Origin of the sequence: Corynebacterium sp. TAE3-ERU12 (assembly GCF_019209905.1) — a bacterium.
Classification (GTDB): Bacteria; Actinomycetota; Actinomycetes; order Mycobacteriales; family Mycobacteriaceae; genus Corynebacterium.
This window is the reverse complement of sequence record NZ_JAHUTM010000001.1, coordinates 119,115-137,791: the sequence shown is the minus strand read 5'-3', so window position 1 is coordinate 137,791 and position 18,677 is coordinate 119,115. Positions and strand designations below refer to the sequence as shown.

14 protein-coding genes are annotated in these 18,677 nt (G+C 63.4%); 9 read left to right on the top strand and 5 right to left on the bottom strand.

The features are described from left to right. Positions 1-5: 5 nt before the first annotated feature. A complete protein-coding gene (locus tag KRX51_RS00575; RefSeq protein ID WP_218361034.1) occupies positions 6-788 on the top strand; it encodes an ABC transporter ATP-binding protein in 783 nt (260 codons plus the stop codon). Then, entirely contained in the window at positions 785-1,966 is a 1,182-nt protein-coding gene (locus KRX51_RS00570; protein WP_370624948.1) for a glycosyltransferase, read from the top strand. The genes KRX51_RS00575 and KRX51_RS00570 overlap by 4 nt, the downstream gene beginning before the upstream one ends. Positions 1,967-1,992: 26 nt before the next feature. Here KRX51_RS00570 and KRX51_RS00565 read toward each other — a convergent pair whose 3' ends face one another. The 4 genes from KRX51_RS00565 to KRX51_RS00550 form a co-directional block, all read right to left on the bottom strand. Next, entirely contained in the window at positions 1,993-3,837 is a 1,845-nt protein-coding gene (locus KRX51_RS00565; protein ID WP_218361033.1) for a glycosyltransferase, read from the bottom strand. Positions 3,838-3,901: 64 nt separating this feature from the next. Beyond that, on the bottom strand, positions 3,902-4,342 hold the full coding sequence (locus KRX51_RS00560; protein ID WP_370624947.1) for a GtrA family protein: 441 nt from the start codon (positions 4,340-4,342) through the stop codon (positions 3,902-3,904). A 14-nt stretch (positions 4,343-4,356) separates the two neighbouring features. Then, positions 4,357-5,250, bottom strand: a complete 894-nt coding sequence (locus KRX51_RS00555; protein WP_218361032.1) for a hypothetical protein — start codon at positions 5,248-5,250, stop codon at positions 4,357-4,359. A gap of 127 nt (positions 5,251-5,377) precedes the next feature. Then, a complete protein-coding gene (locus tag KRX51_RS00550; protein WP_218361031.1) occupies positions 5,378-5,917 on the bottom strand; it encodes a hypothetical protein in 540 nt (179 codons plus the stop codon). Positions 5,918-5,941: 24 nt separating this feature from the next. Between KRX51_RS00550 and KRX51_RS00545 the strand changes: the two genes are divergently transcribed. From KRX51_RS00545 to KRX51_RS00520, 6 genes are all read left to right on the top strand, one after another. After that, positions 5,942-6,169 (top strand): hypothetical protein, encoded by a 228-nt coding sequence (locus tag KRX51_RS00545; RefSeq protein WP_218361030.1) that lies wholly within the window; start codon positions 5,942-5,944, stop codon positions 6,167-6,169. Positions 6,170-6,242: 73 nt separating this feature from the next. Next, positions 6,243-7,709, top strand: coding sequence for an FAD-binding oxidoreductase (locus KRX51_RS00540; RefSeq protein ID WP_218361029.1), 1,467 nt, complete (start codon positions 6,243-6,245; stop codon positions 7,707-7,709). Positions 7,710-7,760: 51 nt separating this feature from the next. Then, positions 7,761-8,522 carry a decaprenylphospho-beta-D-erythro-pentofuranosid-2-ulose 2-reductase gene (locus KRX51_RS00535; RefSeq protein ID WP_218361028.1) on the top strand — a complete coding sequence of 254 codons (762 nt, stop codon included), beginning with the start codon at positions 7,761-7,763 and terminating at the stop codon, positions 8,520-8,522. A gap of 54 nt (positions 8,523-8,576) precedes the next feature. Beyond that, a complete protein-coding gene (locus KRX51_RS00530; protein WP_218361027.1) occupies positions 8,577-10,508 on the top strand; it encodes a galactan 5-O-arabinofuranosyltransferase in 1,932 nt (643 codons plus the stop codon). A 148-nt stretch (positions 10,509-10,656) separates the two neighbouring features. Then, positions 10,657-14,052, top strand: a complete 3,396-nt coding sequence (locus tag KRX51_RS00525; protein ID WP_218361026.1) for an arabinosyltransferase domain-containing protein — start codon at positions 10,657-10,659, stop codon at positions 14,050-14,052. Then, positions 14,043-15,050, top strand: coding sequence for a TIGR00730 family Rossman fold protein (locus KRX51_RS00520; RefSeq protein ID WP_218361025.1), 1,008 nt, complete (start codon positions 14,043-14,045; stop codon positions 15,048-15,050). Before KRX51_RS00525 ends, KRX51_RS00520 begins: the two co-directional genes overlap by 10 nt. Before the next feature lie 100 nt (positions 15,051-15,150). On the opposite strand, the gene KRX51_RS00515 is transcribed toward KRX51_RS00520, so the two are convergent. Then, positions 15,151-16,599: a glycoside hydrolase family 25 protein gene (locus KRX51_RS00515; protein WP_218361024.1), complete on the bottom strand. Its 1,449-nt coding sequence runs from the start codon at positions 16,597-16,599 to the stop codon at positions 15,151-15,153. 108 nt (positions 16,600-16,707) lie between these two features. Between KRX51_RS00515 and KRX51_RS00510 the strand changes: the two genes are divergently transcribed. Then, entirely contained in the window at positions 16,708-18,672 is a 1,965-nt protein-coding gene (locus tag KRX51_RS00510) for a M13 family metallopeptidase (RefSeq protein WP_218361023.1), read from the top strand. Positions 18,673-18,677 lie beyond the last annotated feature (5 nt).

The following is an 18,677-nucleotide window of genomic DNA, read 5'->3' as shown; positions in this document are numbered from 1 at the left end:
CACTCATGGTCAGCATTGACACCCACGACGCCTGCGTGGACTTCCCCATTTTCGACGCGAAATCCCGCTCGATGAAGAAGGCGTTCCTCGGGGCCGCCGGCGGAGCCATTGGCCGCAATGACTCCAATGTGGTCGTCGTGGAGGCACTTAAAGACATCAACCTGCACCTGCGTACCGGTGACCGAGTCGGCTTGGTGGGCCATAACGGCGCCGGAAAGTCCACGCTGCTGCGGTTATTGTCCGGTATCTACGAACCCACCCGGGGTACTGCCGCGGTGCGCGGCCGGGTGGCCCCCGTGTTCGACCTGGGCGTGGGCATGGACCCGGAAATATCCGGAATGGAAAATATTGTCATTCGTGGACTATTCCTGGGGCAAACACGGGCACAAATGCGCAAGAAACTCGACGATATTGCCGAGTTCACGGAATTAGGCGACTACTTGCACATGCCGCTGCGCACCTATTCCACTGGTATGCGGGTGCGTTTGGCGCTTGGTGTGGTGACGTCTATCGAACCGGAAATCCTTTTGTTAGATGAGGGAATAGGTGCGGTCGATGCCGCATTCCTCGCTAAAGCCCGCACTCGATTAGAGAACCTTGTAAGCCGTTCTGGCATACTCGTATTTGCGTCCCACTCGAATGAATTTCTCGCCCAACTGTGCGATACCGCGTTGTGGGTTGACCACGGCCAAATCCGAGCAGCAGGCACCGTTGACGACATCGTCGAAGCCTATGAGGGACCTGAAGCCGCGCAGCACGTACGTGCCGTCCTGAAGGAGAAGAAGTGAGCGAAGCCGACAAGGCCCCCGTGACCCAACCCAACGAGGCCAAGGGAACGAAGGACGACGCCAATAAGGCCGAAAAAACCAAGGACACTTCCACCAGCCTCGTCAACACCGCCACCATCGCCAGCGTGGTGGTCACCAAGGATCGTCTGGAGGACGTCACCGAGTCCCTGGGCTGCATCCTTGACCAGAACCGCAAACCGCAGTGGCTCATCGTCGTCGATAACGGCAATGACGACCGCGTCCGGGCCGTGTGCGACAACCTCGACGGCCATAATGGGGTCGAGGTCATCTACCTGGGCAGCAAAACCAACCTCGGTGGTGCTGGCGGTTTCGCCCTCGGCATGCTGCACGGACTCGCCCTGGGCGCGGACTGGATCTGGTGCGGCGATGACGACGGCCGCCCCGAAGGCCCCGACGTGCTGCGCCGCCTACTGGTCACCGCCGAGCGCCACGAACTCGATGTGGTCTCCCCGCTGGTCTGCGATATCGACGACGGCGCGAAGCTCGCCTTCCCGCTGCGCCGGGGCCTGCGCTGGCGCCGCGAACGCAGCGAAGTCATCGGTGAGGACAACCCGAACCTGCCGAGCGTCTACGACGACGAAGGCAACCGCTACTACGTCAATTTCGCCGTCCACCACGCAGCCACCGGCGAGGAACTACCCGAAGGTCTCGACCTCACCGACCCCGAAGGCGACCTGCTGCCCGGCATCGTCAACCTCTTCAACGGCGCTTTGATTTCGGCCAAAGCCCTGGCCCGCACCGGCGTGCCGGACTACCGTCTGTTCATCCGCGGCGATGAAGTGGAGTTCTCCCGTCGCTTAAAGCGCTCCAAGCTGCGCTACGGCACCTGCCTGACCACCGCGTACCTGCACCCAGCCGGTTCGGACGAGTTCAAGATGATTGTCAGCGGAGTGCACGCCCAGTACCCGGATAGTGATTTCAAGCGCTACTACACCTACCGCAACCGCGGCTACGTGATGAGCCAGCCGGGCATGTTGCGCCTGCTGCCCCAGGAGTACATCCGTTTCACGGCGTTCTTCCTGTTCAAGCGCAAGGACCCGATTGGGCTGGTGCGCTGGTGGGCCCTGCACCGGAAGGGCCGCCGGGAGCACTTCGACCCCTACGTCCCACCGGAGCAGCGCCAGTCGCGGTTCTCCCGGAAGAAGAAAAGCGACTAAGTCGCCCCCAGACAGCCCAGGCAGGCCTACTCCGCGCTGAAGAACTTCTCCCAGTTCTCAGGACTCACCAACTGCGGGGCGGCCTGCTGCCAACGCTGGCAGTGCGCATCCCAGTCCTTAGCCAGTTTCCGCAGCAGCGCGGTCAACTCCCCGCGCTGCTGCTTTTCTAGCCTCACATTGCGGGTTAAGTGGCGCACCCCCGACTGCGAAGCATCGGTGACCCACACGTCATCGAATGTGGAGACATGCCACCAAAACGAGTCCTCAAAACACACCGCTGCCGGGCCCGGGCGCTCCCGGCCCATCTGGGTATAAGCAGCGCGCTTAGCCAAAGTGCGGTCCGTAGAAGCGATCTCACGCGTCGGCGGCCGCACCGGGTCCAGGCCAGCCGGCATCTCCGATAAGGGCAGCAGTTTGGTCTCCGGGTAATCGGCGCGCCCACGCACAATCCGGCCGAAATCATCCTGCGAAGCGTTATCCAGCACCTCCGGCCCGCGCAGCGCATCCCGAATGGCCTCCAACTGGGTCCACACCAGGCCATACCGCATCGACACCAGATTCGACGCCACCATGCGGCCCACCGTCGCAGCCATCTGACGCCCTGACTGCTCACCATGCAAGGCCGCAGAAATCAGCGAATTACGCAGGCTGAAGTACGCGCCGGGGCCGTCGATATCCTTCCAGTAGAAATCGGCATGCCACACCGCATCACCAGGCACCGTATCGGTGGGGTAACCATGCGCCATCGCGCGGTGGCCGAAGTCAATATCGTCATGCTGGAAGAACAGCGGCAACGCCAGGCCGATCTCCTCAATAACGCTCGACGGCACCAAGCACGACCACCAGGCGTTGTAATCCACCCCAAGCCGGCGCAACTGGTGCTTGTCCCGCACATCCACATCAGCCATGCCATACAGCGGGTCATTGAGCAGTACCGTCAGGGTGGACCAATCAAAACGCTCACCCGTGCGGAATAAGTGCGTGGGGTTATACAGGAACAACATCTGCGCGCCCAGCAGCATCGGCTTCTCCGCACAACACCCCAAGGCGGACATACGCAGGGTGGTTTCCGGCTCCGGGCGGATGTCATCGTCGGTAAGCAATACCAGGCAGTCCCCCGCATCCACCGCATCACGCATACCGCGGGAAAAACCACCGGCACCACCCAGGTTCGGCTGACGCACCACGCTCAACCGCGAACCCAGGGCCTCCCGGGCGGCAGCGAAATCATGCTCGTCCTCAGGATGCTGGGTGCCCTGATCCACCACCCGAATCTGGCGCAGCCGCTCCAACGCACCAAGATCGCGGGCAAGCGTGGCCACCGTATTAGCGCAGTCCACGGGGCGGTTATAGGTGCAGATGACAATATCGGTGGGCACATCACGCATCACATGCTCAGCACCGACGGTAAACCGCACATCGCGCACCGTGCCGCCCACCCCACGGCTGACGAACAACGCATAGACAGCACCGCCGTCGGCGAAGCGATCCAGCGGGATATCAATAGCCACCGGCTGGGGGCCATCAGCGTCGGCAGGCACAAGCACCGAACCGGCCAAACCGACATGGCCACCAATATCCTCCGTGCAGGCAGTGACCCGGATACCGGGATCAGCCACCGCACGCAGAGTAATACGGGGCACCTTCGTCCACCGCTGCCAATGCGACGCACGGAACCGACCGAAATACGTATCGGTGCGCACCTGGGTACGCGGGCCGATAGTCAGCTCAGTGCGGGAGGCATCAATAACCTCTCCGATGCCGTCAACGCGGTAATACAGCTTCGGGTCGACCCACTCCGACGGCGAGGAGAAAAGAACACGCTGAGCGGTGAGATCAGCATTCGGGGCATACACATCCTGCAAAGTCACGGCCCTACACTAACGCCACCACCGGTCTTCTAGCCGCTACGCCACGGACGATTAGTGCAAGAAACTAACGCACCCGGAAAATCACCGTGCGCTGCACAATAAAGTTCACCACCGTGGCCACGCCCTGGGCCACCACAAAAGCCCCGAACTGCGCCAGGTACACCTGCCACCCCCAATTCGCCAGCACGGGCAGCAAGAACACGAAAATCTGGGTCTGGGTAATAAACGTGATGATGTACAGCGCCGCGACCGCCACAGTGCGCTTCACCGTGAAACTGGCCTGGAATGTCCACCGCAGGTTAATCAGATAAGCGGTGATAGTGCCCAGCACCCAACCACCGGTCTTCGCGGCGAACGGAGTCCACACCAGCACATTCAGCAAAAGCCACGTGGTGGAGAAATCAACGACGGCAGCGATCACGCCGGAGATGATGAAGAAGGTCAACTGGCGGCGCATCCCCATGGGGGTAGCGGGTGCGGCGGGCGCGGAGGGTGCAGAAGTCACGGCGCTGATGGTAGTCAGCGGCGCAGCGCTTCACGTAATAAACCCAGGCGCGTATCGGCCGGCAGCGCATTCTCGCCCACGACGCCAACGTCGGCAAGCACCTGCAAAGTGCCTGCGCACAAATCATCAATTTCCTCGCCGCTGAGCGGGTACCCATCCTCCCGGCACCACATCAACCGATCCATGGTGTGGGTGGCAACATCATGGCGCAGCTCCTCATTCAGCAGCGCCGCCAAACCCAAAATGGTGACCCACGCGGCATCACGGCCAGCGGCATCATCCACCGCCGTTTCCACCGGCAACGCACGCATTGCGGCAACCATCTCCGGCGCGCACCCACTCGGCCGCCGCAGGTCCAAGGCCTGCAACAGGGGAATGAACTCCAACGCCCCGGCGCGGTCAATAAGGTCCACGACCTCATCGCGAGTGCCGGCGAGGATATGGCTCATCGACTCCGCACCAGTAAGTTCGGCATTAATCGCCGGGATATCAATATCGTCCGCATCGCCGCCCGCACCCGGCACCAGGCCAGTACCACCAATAAGCAACACATCTGGGGTGGCGTGGTCACGGGCGAACGCCTCCCGCACATCCATCATGTGCTGCCACAGCCCCCACTCCCACACAAGCTGGTCCCCAGGGTGCACCAGCACCTCACCAATGCGCCAGTGCGGCGGCAGTTTCACCCCACCGACCAGGAAATGACTCGCCGCGTGCGCATCTGGCCAGCCGAACAGGACCCGCAGCGCCTCAGCGAACTCCGCGAGGCTTAGTTGGTCATTGACACCGAAAACGCGGGTGACCGTATTCGGGTCGGCATTGATATGGGCACCGATAATCAGCGTGGCAGGTTCGCTGGCCACGCGTACGCCGGGGAAGGCGATGACGTTATCGGTGTCCGTGGGCATACCCCCGATGGTAAGAGCGGCCCCCGCAGCATTGGCCACCGTGGCAGTAACCGAGTATAAGGGGCAGCTTTCCGACGTTTGCGCAGCTCACCAGGGTGCTGGCGGCGCCAAAGACGGCACCCCCGCCCTATGTGGTCACTACCGGCAACGGGCGGGCGGTGCTGTTATCACCATGCAGGAATTGGCGGCGCAGCCGCTGAGACTCAATATCGCCCCACAGGTCGGCGAGTTCCTCCAGGCTGCGGGCCAGACGCCAGGCCGCTTCGGCGCCCGGCTCCCCGTGGAAGGGGGCGGCCACTGGCTCCAGGTCCGGCACGTCGGGGATCACCGGCAATTTCAGTTTCCGGCCACTGGCTTTATTCTCCGCGCGGGTGGCCGCTATGAGCTGCGCACCGGTGTCCCGCATCAACTGCACTGTGGCCGCCGGGTCCACCACCGGCGCGGCGCTGATCGCGTCGGCAAGCTCTGCGGGGAGATCCCCCAGGTCACCGGCGGGCAGTACCGCACAGTTGGTGGTGATATTGGCCAGTGTGGCGGGGTCGTCATGCGCAACCAGCCACGCCCCGGACAGTCGCGCCCCCACAGTGGCCGGGTCCAGTTCGACATGCCAGACAGCCACCGGGTCGCCGGGATGCAACACAGCGACGGTCACGATATTTGCGCTCATGGCAGACAGGATAGTGTGCGAAGCATGTTTGGTTTTCTGCGGAAGAAGGATGCCCCGAAGCGCTATATCGCGGCGGAGCACACCAATACCCCCATGTCCCAGGAGATGACCCGCCTGGTCGCCGAGGAACTGCCGATGGTCGACTCGGCCAGCCGCGCGCGGGTGTACGAGATTCTTGACACCTACGACGGGCCGACCATCACCTCCCAGGAGGAACTGCCGGAGGAAATCCGGTCCCTGCTGGACCTATAACCCACCAGCCGGGGCGGTGTGCAGCCGCGCGCCGCCGGGCCCTGGCCAGCGTGCGGTAGTACCCTCGGCAGCGATGTCGACCAACACGGGCACGTCCAGCACCGCAGCTTCGAGCGGTGCCTCCGGGGCCCTGCACACAGAAGCGAAAACTCTCACCGGTTGGGGCCGCACCGCCCCCACCACGTCCGAAGTGCTCTCCACCTCGAACGTCGACGAGATCGCCAAGGCCGTTGCGATGGTCGCCGAGCGCAATGCCGACGCCCCCGCTGGCGGCACCCGCGGCGTGATCGCACGCGGTATGGGCCGCTCCTACGGTGACCCCGCCCAGAATGCTGGCGGCCTGGTCATCGACATGCAGCAGCTCAACCACATCCACTCCATCGACCCTGAGCACGCCATTGTCGATGTGGATGCCGGTGTCACCCTGGATCAGCTGATGAAAGCCGCCCTGCCTTATGGGCTGTGGGTGCCGGTGCTGCCGGGTACCCGCCAGGTCACCATTGGTGGGGCAATTGGGCCGGATATTCACGGCAAGAACCACCACTCGGCCGGTTCTTTCGGCAACCATGTTGTTTCCATGGAGCTGCTCGTCGCCGACGGCCGCATTCTGCACCTGGAGCCCGAAGGCACCGATGATGACCCCGATGGGGAACTGTTCTGGGCCACTGTCGGCGGCATGGGTCTGACCGGCATCATCCTGCGCGCACGCATTCGGATGACCCGCACCGAGACCGCGTATTTCATCGCTGATGGCGATATGACGCACAGCCTGGATGAGACCATTGCGTTCCACTCTGATGGTTCCGAGGTCAACTACACCTATTCCTCGGCTTGGTTCGACGCGATCTCGCCGGAGCCGAAACTTGGCCGCGCCGCTATTTCCCGTGGTTCGCTGGCTACGCTCGCCCAGTTGGAGGAATTGTCCCCGAAGCTGGCGAAGGAGCCGTTGAAGTTCAACGCCCCGCAGCTGGTGACGGTGCCGGATATTTTCCCCAGTTTCACCATGAACAAGCTGTCCATGATTGCCATTGGTGAATTGTGGTGGCTGAAGTCCGGCACGTACCGCAATCAGGTGCAGAATCTGACGCAGTTCTACCAGCCGCTGGATCTCATTGGTGAGTGGAATCGTGGCTATGGCAAGCGTGGTTTCCTGCAGTACCAGTTTGTGGTGCCCACTGAGGCTGTGGAACCGTTTAAGGATATTGTTCGCGATATTCAGTCCTCGGGGCATTATTCGGCACTGAATGTGTTCAAGCTGTTCGGCGAGGGTAACCGCGCCCCGCTGTCCTACCCGATGCCGGGCTGGAATGTGTGTGTGGACTTCCCGATTAAGCCGGGCTTGGGCCAGTTCCTCGATGAGTTGGATAAGCGGGTTCACGAGTTCGGTGGCCGGTTGTACCTGGCCAAGGAGTCGCGCACCTCAGCTGCGATGTTCCACGATATGTACCCGGAGATGGATGCCTGGTTGGCCACGCGCCGCCGCATTGACCCCACCGGGGTGTTCGCCTCGGATATGAGCCGTCGCCTCGAGCTGGGCTAGCGCTGGGTTAGCGCTGGGTTCGTCGAAACTTTTTACGCCAAGGAGCACAAATTGATTAATGCTGTGGGCACTGCCCAGTCCATCCTGGTTCTCGGTGGTACCAGCGAGATCGGGTTGGCTATTACCCGTGAGTTTTTGAAGCGCGGGCCTGCCCGGGTGATTCTGGCTTCGCTTGCCGACGATCCGGGCCGCGCCGACGCCGAGGCCGCCATGCGTGATGCCGGCGCCTCGGAGGTGAAGACCATCGATTTCAACGCCGCGGATTTCGAATCCCACCCGGCGGTTATCGATGAGGCTTTTGCCGACGGTGACGTCGATATCTGCATTGTTGCCTTCGGTTTGCTTGGTGACGCCGAGGAGTTGTGGCAGAACCAGCGCAAGGCCGTGCAGATCTGCGATGTGAACTACACCGGCGCGGTCAGCGTCGGCGTGCTGGTGGGCGAGAAGTTCAAGGCCCAGCGGCATGGTCAGTTCATTGCGATGTCGTCGGTGGCTGGTGAGCGGGTGCGCCGGTCGAATTTTGTGTACGGCTCCACGAAGGCCGGCCTGGATGGGTTCTACCTGAACCTGGGTGAGGCCCTGGAAGAGTACGGCGTCCAGACCCTGGTGATTCGCCCTGGTCAGGTGCGCACGCGGATGTCCGCCGATGTGCCCGATGCCCCGCTGACGGTGAATAAGGAGGACGTCGCCAAGCTGGCGGTGCGCTCGGTTGATGCCGGGAAGTCCCTGGTGTGGGCGCCGCCGCTGTTCCGCTACGTCATGATGATCCTCAGCCATATTCCGCGCCCGATTTTCAAGAAGCTGCCGATTTAGCGTCTCGTTGCGCTTTCCGACGTTGGTATCGGCCGGTATGCCACACTTATCGGCATGATGTCGTCGGTTGCGCAGTCCCCCTTGGCGCCTGCCCAGTCACGGCCGGTGCGCTCAGCAGCGGCGATCCTCCTTACTGGTGGTATCGCCGCTGTTGTGACGTTGGCGTGTTGGGCGGTGCTGCACCAACTAACGCTGCCGGCTTTCGGCGGTTCCCTGATGACCCGGGCACTGGCCACGGCCAGCACCGTCGGTGTGCTGGTGGTTGTTATCGCCGCGTTGGCGGTGCGGAGCAATGCGCAGCTGCGCGGGGTGGCTCGCTCGCGGTGGTTCGCTGCGCTGACCACAGCCCTGGCGTATCTCTGCCCTGCTGGGTTGGTGGTGGCCACTTTGGGCATTCCGCTGTCGACGACGCGGCTCTACCTGGATGGAATCAGTGTTGACCAGGAGTTCCGCACTGAGTATTTAACGCGGATGGCCGCGGATTTCGGCCTGCACGATATGGCCTATATCGACGTGCCCACCTTCTACCCGGCCGGCTGGTTCTTCGTCGGCGGGCGCTTGGCGAACCTGCTGGGCATTCCTGGTTGGGAGGTATTCCAGCCGTGGGCGCTGATGACACTGGCGGCTACGGGGGCGATGTTGGTGCCGCTGTGGCGTCACCTGACCGGGTCTTTGCCGCTGGCTACTGGGATTGCCCTGGCCACGACTGCGGTGGCGTTGTCCGCTGGTGCTGAGGAGCCTTATGCCGCGGCAGTGGCGATGGGGTTGCCGGCCTACGCGGTGTTGGTGCGCCGTGGTTTGCGTGGTGGGCGCTGGTCGCTGGTTGGCTCGGTTGCTTATCTGGGTGTCTCGGCGACGATGTACACCCTGTACACCGGCGTGGCGGCGCTGAGCGCCATTGTGCTGGCCGTGGCGGCGGCGTGGTCGGCGCGTTCGGTGCGTCCTCTCGTGCGCCTGGTGGTCCTAGGGGTGGGGTCCATCCTGATTGCTCTTTCGGTGTGGGGTCCTTATGTGTGGGCGCGGTTGACTGGGCAGCCGAACTCGGGTGCCACGGCGACGCATTATCTGCCGAATAATGGTGCGGTGGTGCCGCTGCCGATGCTGGCTGGCTCCATTATTGGGTTTGTCTGCCTGGTGGGTGTGGTGTGGCTGGTGGCCCGTTTCGCCGGGGCCCGCACCAGCGATACCGCCCGGGCTTTGGGGGCGGTGACGGTGGTGCTCTACGTGTGGGTGGTGGCCTCGATGGTGGCGACGCTGGGCGGTGGCACCCTATTGGGCTTCCGCCTGGCCGGGCCGATTGCGTTGCTGTTGGTGACCGCTGGTGTGTTCGGTGTGGTCGATGCCGCCCGGTGTGCTGCCAGTCAGGTGCGCGATACCGACGATGGTCAGGTGGCCCGGCGCGTCGGCGCGGCCGTGGCGGTGTTGCTGCTTATTGCTGGGGTGGCTTATGCGCAGGGGATTCCGCATCGGCTGCATGGCCCGCTGGATTTGGCGCATACCGATACCGATGGGTACGGCGAGCGTGCGGATCGGTTCGCCCCTGATTCTGGTTATTACTACGGGGAGATTCACCAGGTTCTTATGGATGCGGGTTTGGAGCCTGCTGAGACGGTGGTGCTCACCGATGAACGCAATTTCCAGGCCTTTTTCCCGTGGTATTCGTTCCAGGCTTTGACCAGCCACTACGCCAATCCGTTGGGTGAGTTCGACAAGCGTAATGCCGCAATTGAACAGTGGTCGCAGATCACGCAGCCCGACGAGTTGGTCGCGGCGCTGGATGCGACCGATTGGCGGGGGCCGGATGTGCTGATCTTGCGGGGTCAGTACAGCGACGAGGATTCGCCGTTGACGTTGGATATCGCTGACGATATTTACCCGAACAATCCGAATGTGCTGTTCCGGGGTCTTATTTTCCAGCGTTCTGCTTTCGCCGAGCATTGGGATATCCACGAGGTGGGCCCGTTCACGGTGCTGGTGCGCCAATAGCTGCAGACTCACGCAGAGACGATAAAAGAAACGGTTATGCACTAATCATGACGTAAAATCTCCGCATGTGACCTCCGACAACGCTCAGCCCAGCTCGCAGCCTGAGTCTCACCCAGACTCCGGATCGCAGCCTCTGTCCGCTTCCCATATGTCACCGAACACCAATGAGGTCGAAAGCACCACGGTGGACGGCGAAACGGTGGTGCGGGAGGATGTGGAAAAGCCCCCGATGGATGGGCCCCGGCCCTCCGGCCTGGTTCAGGCAATCGCCATTATCGGCGGCATCCTTGGTTTTCTGTGCTTCGCGGCGCTCCCGCTGCTGCCGGTGAACCAGACTCAGACATCACTGAGCTGGCCGCAGAATGATTCCGTCACCCCGGTTACCGCCCCGCTTATGGCGCAGGCACCGATCGATATTGATGTCGAGGTGCCAATTAATTTGGCTGAGGAGCTGCCCGGCACGACCACTGTGGTCGTCGGCACGCTGCCCCCGACTGCCTCCTCGGCGCTGAATGAGGGGTTGCAGGTCCGCAAGACCGACGATTCTTTCGATGTGGTGCTGCGCGACCGGGTGGTGCTCTCCCTCGATGAGCAGGAGTACCAGGCCAATCAGAACCGTTCGGTGGTGGTGCATTCCGACGCTGACCGCACCATCGCCGAGGTTCCCGGGGCGGTCGATGAGGACGGCGAACCCCTGCGTGGGGTGTTGGTGGGCGATACCCGCCCGCAGCTGACCGGCGTGTACACCGATCTGCCGGACGATGTTTCCGCCCAGGCCATTGCTGAGGGCCTGAGCGTGACCTCCACGATTGACTCGCGGTTCACCTCAACGCCGTCGCTGATCAAGGTCTCGGTGATGATTATTGGCATGGTGCTGATGGTCTCCTCCCTGGTGGCCTTGGCCCGGATTGACCGTATTGACGGCACCCGGCCTGCCCGCTGGCTGCGTCGGGACGCCAAAAAGTTCACCCTGATCGACGCTATCGTCGTCGGCACGCTGCTGGTGTGGCATGTCATCGGCGCCAATACTTCCGACGATGGCTATATCTTCACCATGGGCCGGGCCTCGGAGGGTTCGGGCTATATGGCGAATTACTACCGCTGGTTTGGTGTGCCGGAGTCACCATTCGGGTGGCCGTACTACGACCTGCTGGCGGAGATGGCGAAGATTTCCACCGCCTCAATGTGGATGCGCCTGCCCGCCCTGATTGCCGGGCTGCTGGTGTGGTTCACCCTGTCCCGGCTGATTATCCCGCGCCTGGGGTCCGGTATTGCCTCCCGGCGGGTGGCGTACTGGTCGGCCGGCGGGGTGCTGCTGAGCTTCTGGCTGCCGTACAACAACGGCCTGCGCCCGGAGCCGGTCATTGCCTGCGGCGCCCTGCTTACCTGGGTATTCATTGAGCGCGCGGTGTACACCCGGCGGCTTTTGCCCGCCGCGATTGCGGTCATCATTGCCACCCTGTCGCTGGGTAGTGGCCCCACCGGTCTGATGGCTGTGGCCGCGCTGCTCGGTGGCCTGCCCGCCCTGATCCGCATCGTCGTGGAACGCCACCGCCCGCTTGGTGGTGGGGTGCGTGCCGCCTTGATGCAGCTGGCCCCGTTCTTAGCCGCCGGTACCGCAATTTTGGTGGGGGTCTTCGGCGACCAGACGCTGGCGTCGGTGCTGGAAGCGGTGCGGGTGCGCGGCGCGGTCGGCCCGTCGATGGCCTGGTATGAGGAACCGATCCGCTGGTACTGGCTGCTGCTGCCGTCGGCTGATGGTTCGATGGAACGCCGCTTCGCGGTGATTTTGGTGCTGGTGTGCCTGATGATCACCATCGCGGCGATGCTGCGCCACCGCACCGTGCCCGGCGCGGTTTCCGCCCCGGCTTCGCGCCTGGTGTTCATGTACTTGGGCACCGTGTTCTTCATGACCTTCACGCCTACGAAGTGGACGCACCATTTCGGTGTGTATGCCGGTATCGGCGCCGCCCTGGCTGCCCTGGCGGCGATGGCGATCTCGCACTGGGCGGTGCGGTCGCGGCGGAACCAGGTGCTGTTCGTCGGCGCTATGGTCTTCCTCCTCGCCTACGCGCTGACCGGCACTAATGGCTGGTGGTATGTCAGTTCCTACGGTGTGCCGTGGTTCGATAAGACCGTACAGCTGCGCGGGGTGGAGGCGAACACCATTGTGCTGGCCATCGCCTTGGTCATTATTGGTATCGGCGCTGCCCTGAGCTTCTACGAGGAATACGCCGGGGGGCGTTCTGTCGGGACTACTTCCCGACGGGTTCGCCTGGGCACTATTGCCGCCAGCCCCATTGTGGTGTCGACCTTTTTGATTGTCGGTTTTTCGGTCGCATCCCTGGGCAAGGGCATGGTGTCCCAGTACCCGGCGTACTCGGTGGGCCTGGGTAATCTGCGGTCGTTGACCGGTAATCACTGTGCGCTGGCCGACGATATTTTGATGGAAACCAACACCAATGAGGACTTCCTGCGCCCCATCGGTGTGGACCTGAAGGATTCCCTGGCCCCGGGTGATACTGGCCGTGGGTTTACCCCCAATGGCCTGCCGCGCGATATGACTGCCGACGCGGTGTGGGTGCATTCCGGTATCACCAATGTCGACCCCGATGAGCTGGAGGAAGATAACCTCGCAGTGGGCCAGAATGCTGGCACTAATGGTGGTTTCCTCGGCAATGAGGGTGTCAATGGTTCTCGGGCACGGTTGCCGTATGGCCTCAACCGGCAGAAAATCCCGGTGCTTGGTTCGTACAGCAGCGATATTCAGGTTCCTGCCGCGCTGACGTCGGCATGGTTCGCGTTGCCGAAGCCCACCGAGGACACTCCACTGCTGGTGGTCACCGCCGCGGGCCGGATTGCCCATAACGATTTCAATGGTGTGCGCCAGCCCGGCCAGCGCCTGGTATTCGAATTCGGCCGTGATACTGGCGACGGCTTCGAAGTCCTGGGTGATGTGGAGCCGTTGGATATCGGCCCGGAGCCGTCCTGGCGTAATTTGCGCACCCCAATGGACCAGGTGCCAGAGGGCGCGACTGCGGTGCGCCTGGTGGCTGAGGATTTCAACCTCGACGATGAGGAATGGTTGGCGGTGACCCCGCCGCGGGTGCCGCGTCTGGCGCCGCTGACTGATGTCATTGGTGATGACCCGACCTTGCCGGACTGGGTTGTGGCGTTGCAGTTCCCCTGCCAGCGTGCATTCGACCATTTCGGTGGGGTGGCGGAGAATCCGAAGTTCCGCATCATGCCGGACCGGGAGATGAAGGTTTCCAGTACTGATACCTGGCAGGGCTCGTCGGCCGGTGGTGTGCTTGGTATTGCTGACACTGTCAATGATGCCGTGGCGGTGCCGACCTATGAGAAGGATGACTGGGGTCGGGACTGGGGTTCGGTGGAGCGGCTCACCCCGCGCCGGACGAATGGGGTGGCACCGGTGCCCGCCGAGATTGATAGTGAGGTTATTACTCGAAGTGGCCTGTGGTCACCTGGCAAGATGATCCCTGATGATGATGGCAATACGGCAAATCAGGCGACATGGGAATAGTTGATTCACCAGTATCACCACAACCACCGATTGAGGTCGCCGCGTGCGTGCTGACCCGGCCTGATGGCAGGGTGCTGACAGTGCGCAAGCGCGGCACCCGGATGTTCATGCTGCCCGGCGGCAAACCTGAACCAGGCGAAACCCCGGTCGACACCTGTATCCGGGAGCTGTCCGAGGAGCTCGGTGTGCATCTGGCCGCTGCGGACTTGGTGGACTGGGGCACGGCCTCGGATACTGCGGCCAATGAGCCGGGCCGGCGGGTGGTGGGCCACCACCTGCGCTATACCGGGGATACCCCGGAGGTCACCGCCCAGGCAGAGATCGAGGAACTGCGCTGGGTGGACCCGTATGTGCCGGCCGGCAATCTGGCGCCGATGTTGCTCAATCACACGCTGCCGCGGCTGCGGGAGCACACCCCGGCCCGCAATATTTCTGCGGTGACGGTGTTCGCGGGTGCGAATGCGGGCACCGATCCGGCCTGGGCTGCCGCTGCGGCTGCCTGCGGTGAGGTGCTTGCCCGGCATGGTGTTGAGGTTGTCTACGGCGGCGGTTCGAGTGGGCTGATGGGGGCGGTTGCTGATGCCGCCTTGGCTGCCGGTGGTGAGGTCACTGGGGTGATGCCTGCGTTGTTGTTCTCCCGGGAGTTGGCGCATCAGGGCCTGACTCGTTTTGAGCAGGTCGGCACTATGCCGCAGCGCAAGGAACGCATGTACGCCCTTGGTGATGCGTTCGTCGCTCTTCCCGGCGGCGCGGGCACTTTGGAGGAACTTTTTGAGGTCTGGACGCGCCAACATATCGGCATTCACCAGCAGCCGGTGGTGCTCATGGGGCCCAGCGAGTTTTGGGAGCCGTTGCTGACTTTCCTGTACCGGCTTGCCGACGCGGGCATGATTCACCGCCGCCATGTCGACGCGCTGGTGTGTGTCAGCGACCCCGAGCAGCTCTTGCCGACGTTGACGTTGTGGCAGGCCCCCGGCAATCGTTGGGCCGATAGGTAGCTGGCCAGGCTGCCTTCGGCTGCCGGCGTACAGATCAGCGCGAGCGCCGCGACCTTCCCCTGTCGCGGCGCTCGCGCCGTTGGCTTCTGAGGTTATGCCCTTAGCGGCTGGCGCCCTTCACTGCGGCAATCGCGTCGGACAGGGTGACGATCCGGCCATCCTGCTGGGCGCGCTGAGCCATTTCGTGCAGCACCTGGATGGATTCGTCCAGGTTGACCAGCGGCTGGGTGCGGTCCCCATTCGGGGCCGGGGTGTCTGGCTTATTGTCCGGATTCTGCTGGCGCTGGATTTGCTGAATCAGGTTGGCCAGGGCCTCGGCGAGGTACATGGCCTGCTCCGGGTCCAGGTTATTGCCGGTGGCCGCGTTGATCACGCGGGCAATATGGGCTGGGGTGATGTCGTCGGCCTCGAGCAGGTCGGCGATGGCTTCGAGCAGGTCAGCCGGGGCGATATCGGAGCTATCGATATCGGGGTTGTCCGTGCCCGGCTCGTCGGCGGGCTTGGGCTCGTCGGCGGGCTTGGGCTTCTCGGCGGAGTCGGCGGAGTCATCGGAATCCGTGTCCGGGGTGGTGTCCTCGGGGTCGAGGATCTTATCCGGGTCGAGAATGTCCGCGATGTCCTCGGCGTCAATCGGGGCCGGCTCGTCGGTTGCGGGAGCCGGCTTATCGGCGTCGTCGTCGGCGTCGCTATCGGAATCGTCGTCGGTATCCGGGGCGATGGGGGCCGGGATCAGGCCACCGATCTCGCTGACCAGTTTCTCCAGGTCAGCGTCGGAACCGTGGAAGAGGTTGGTGTCCACATCGGTGCTGATTCCGGGCACGCGGCCCTTGCTGGAGGTCTGCCATACAGTCATCGCGTCCCAGCCGCCGGGCAGGTACGTCGGCGGGTTATCGGTGTAGCAGGCGTACCACAGCGGGTACTCGGCGAATTCCTTCGTCCCCGCCATCTGTTCCTTCCAGAACCAGCGGTAGGTGTAGATCATCGGCTTGCGGCCGGTCTTTTCCTCAAGGCGCTCGAGGAAGGCGCGGGTCCACGTGCGCAGCTGCTCCGGGGACTGGTCATTGGCGAATTCGAGGTCCAGCACGGGCGGCAGCTTCTTCGCGGCGGCGGGCTGCAGTTCCAAGGCGGCGGCGAAATCGTCGGCCTGCGCAATGGGGTCCTTATCGGGCTGGCCCATGTGGTAAGCGCCGATCACCATGCCGGCTTCGCTGGCGGCCAGCGAGTCCGGGGCGAAGTACGGCGAGAGCGGAACGTCGCCGTCGGTGGCTTTAATGATGGTGAAGTCGCGGCCGGAGTCGCTCACGGATTTCCAGTTGATGGGGCTGGAACCGGGGTGCTGCCACCGGGAAACGTCGATGCCTGCGGGGGAATCGGCGGTGAATTTGTGGGGCGCGGCCTCGAGGGCGCCAGCCGGGACTGCCGTTGCCAGAAGCATTGCGGCTGCGGAGGCGGTGGCGGTCGAACCGGCGACGATGCGGCGCAGGGCGCGGCGGGCGGGAGATGCGGAATTGTCGCGTCGGGCGCGAAGTACGTCGTTAGTGCTGGCCATGGTTGTTCATCATAATCACACTATTCACACGCGCCACAAGCGACACACCGATAACATTTGTCACATGCGTCACACGTGGGGGTGTGGCAGTTGCCTACACTCGCCACCATGAGCACCACGCCAGCAAACCCCAGCCCCGCCGAAGACCTCTACCGACACGTCAACGGCGAATGGATTGCGAACCACACCATCCCCGCCGACCGCAGCGTCGACGGCGCTTTCCACGCACTGCGCGACCAAGCCGAAGCCGACGTACGCGACCTCATCGAAGCCGCCTCCCCCAACACCCGCATCGGCACGCTCTACCAGGCATTTATGGACGCCGACGCCGTCGAAAACGCCGGCATCGCCCCACTGGCCGAAGACCTACGCGAAATCGAAACCACCAACCGCGACGAACTCGCCCAAGCACTAGGCCGCCTCGACCGAAGCGGCGTCCCCGGCGCCGCCGCGTTCTGGGTGGAAAAGGACTCCCGCTCCGACAACACCCGCCTCTACCTCTTCCAAGCCGGCCTCGGCTTGCCCGACGAGGCCTACTACCGCGAAGACCACCACGCCACAACCCGCCAGGCCTACCTGGAACACCTCACCCAGGTCTTCCAAATGCTCGAAGACGCCACCGTCGCCGACAACAGCTTCGAAGGCTCCGACCTCGCCGATGCCTTCGATATCGGTGACGCCGCCGATGCCGCCCGCCGCGTCCTCGACTTCGAAACCCGCCTCGCCGCCGCGCACTGGGACGTTGTGTCCTCCCGCGATGCCGTGCGCACCTTCAACCCCACCCCCATCAGCGAACTTCCCGACGGTTTCCCCTGGGCCGCATGGTTCGCCGAAATGGGAGTCACCGGCGACGCCGCTGCCGATGACATCATCGCCATGCAGCCCTCCTACCTAGCCGCCTTCGCCACCCTCTGGCAGACCACAGATATAGAGGTATTGCGCCTGTGGGCCCTCGCCCGCGTTCTCTACGCCCGCGCCGCCTACCTACCTGCCGAATTCGTCGAGCAAAACTTCGATTTCTACGGCCGCACCCTCTCCGGCGCCGAGGAACTGCGCGCCCGCTGGAAGCGCGGTGTGGCCTTCGTCGAGGCCAGCGCCGGATTCGAGGTCGGCCGCGCCTACGTCGGCAAGCACTTCCCGCCCGAGCACAAACAACAAATGCTCACCCTCGTCGACTACCTGCTGGCCGCCTACCGGGAACGCATCCAGCAACTGGACTGGATGACCGAGGACACCCAAACCCGCGCCCTGGAGAAACTCTCCCAGTTCAAGGCCAAAATCGGCTACCCGGATAAGTGGCGCAGCTACGACGGCCTGGAACTGACCGGCGAGCTGATGGCCAATGCCCGCGCCGCCGCCCGCTTCAACCACGACTATGAGGTAGCCAAACTCGGCCACCCCGCCGACCGCGATGAATGGGTCACCACCCCGCAGACGGTCAATGCTTTCTATAACCCGGTGGTCAATGACATCACCTTCCCCGCCGCCATCCTGCGCCCGCCGTTCTTCGACCCGGAGGCATCCATGGCCACCAATATGGGCGCAATCGGCGCGGTCATCGGCCACGAGATCGGACACGGTTTCGACGACCAGGGCTCGCAGTACGACGGCCACGGCAACCTCAACCAATGGTGGACCGAGGATGACCGCGCCGCCTTCGACCGCCTCACCGCACGCCTGGTCAAGCAGTTCGACGGCCTGGTACCCACCGGCCTGCGCGAACTCGGCGAAACCGACCAGGGTGTGAACGGCCAATTCACCCTCGGCGAAAATATTGGCGACCTCGGCGGGCTGGGCATCGCTGTCGTGGCCTACCGACGCTGGTTGGCGGACCAGGGGCTTTCCGACGAACCGGGCGCCTTCCGGGACCTGTTTTACTCCTGGGCGCATGTGTGGCGCACCGCCATCCGGCCGGCCATGAGCCGCCAGTACTTAGCGATCGACCCGCACTCCCCGGCCGAATTCCGCTGCAATGAAATCGCCCGCAATATCGACGAATTCCACGCCGCCTTCGATGTGCAGCCCGGCGATGGCATGTGGCGCGAACCCGCCGAGCGCGTCATCATCTGGTAGCTGCC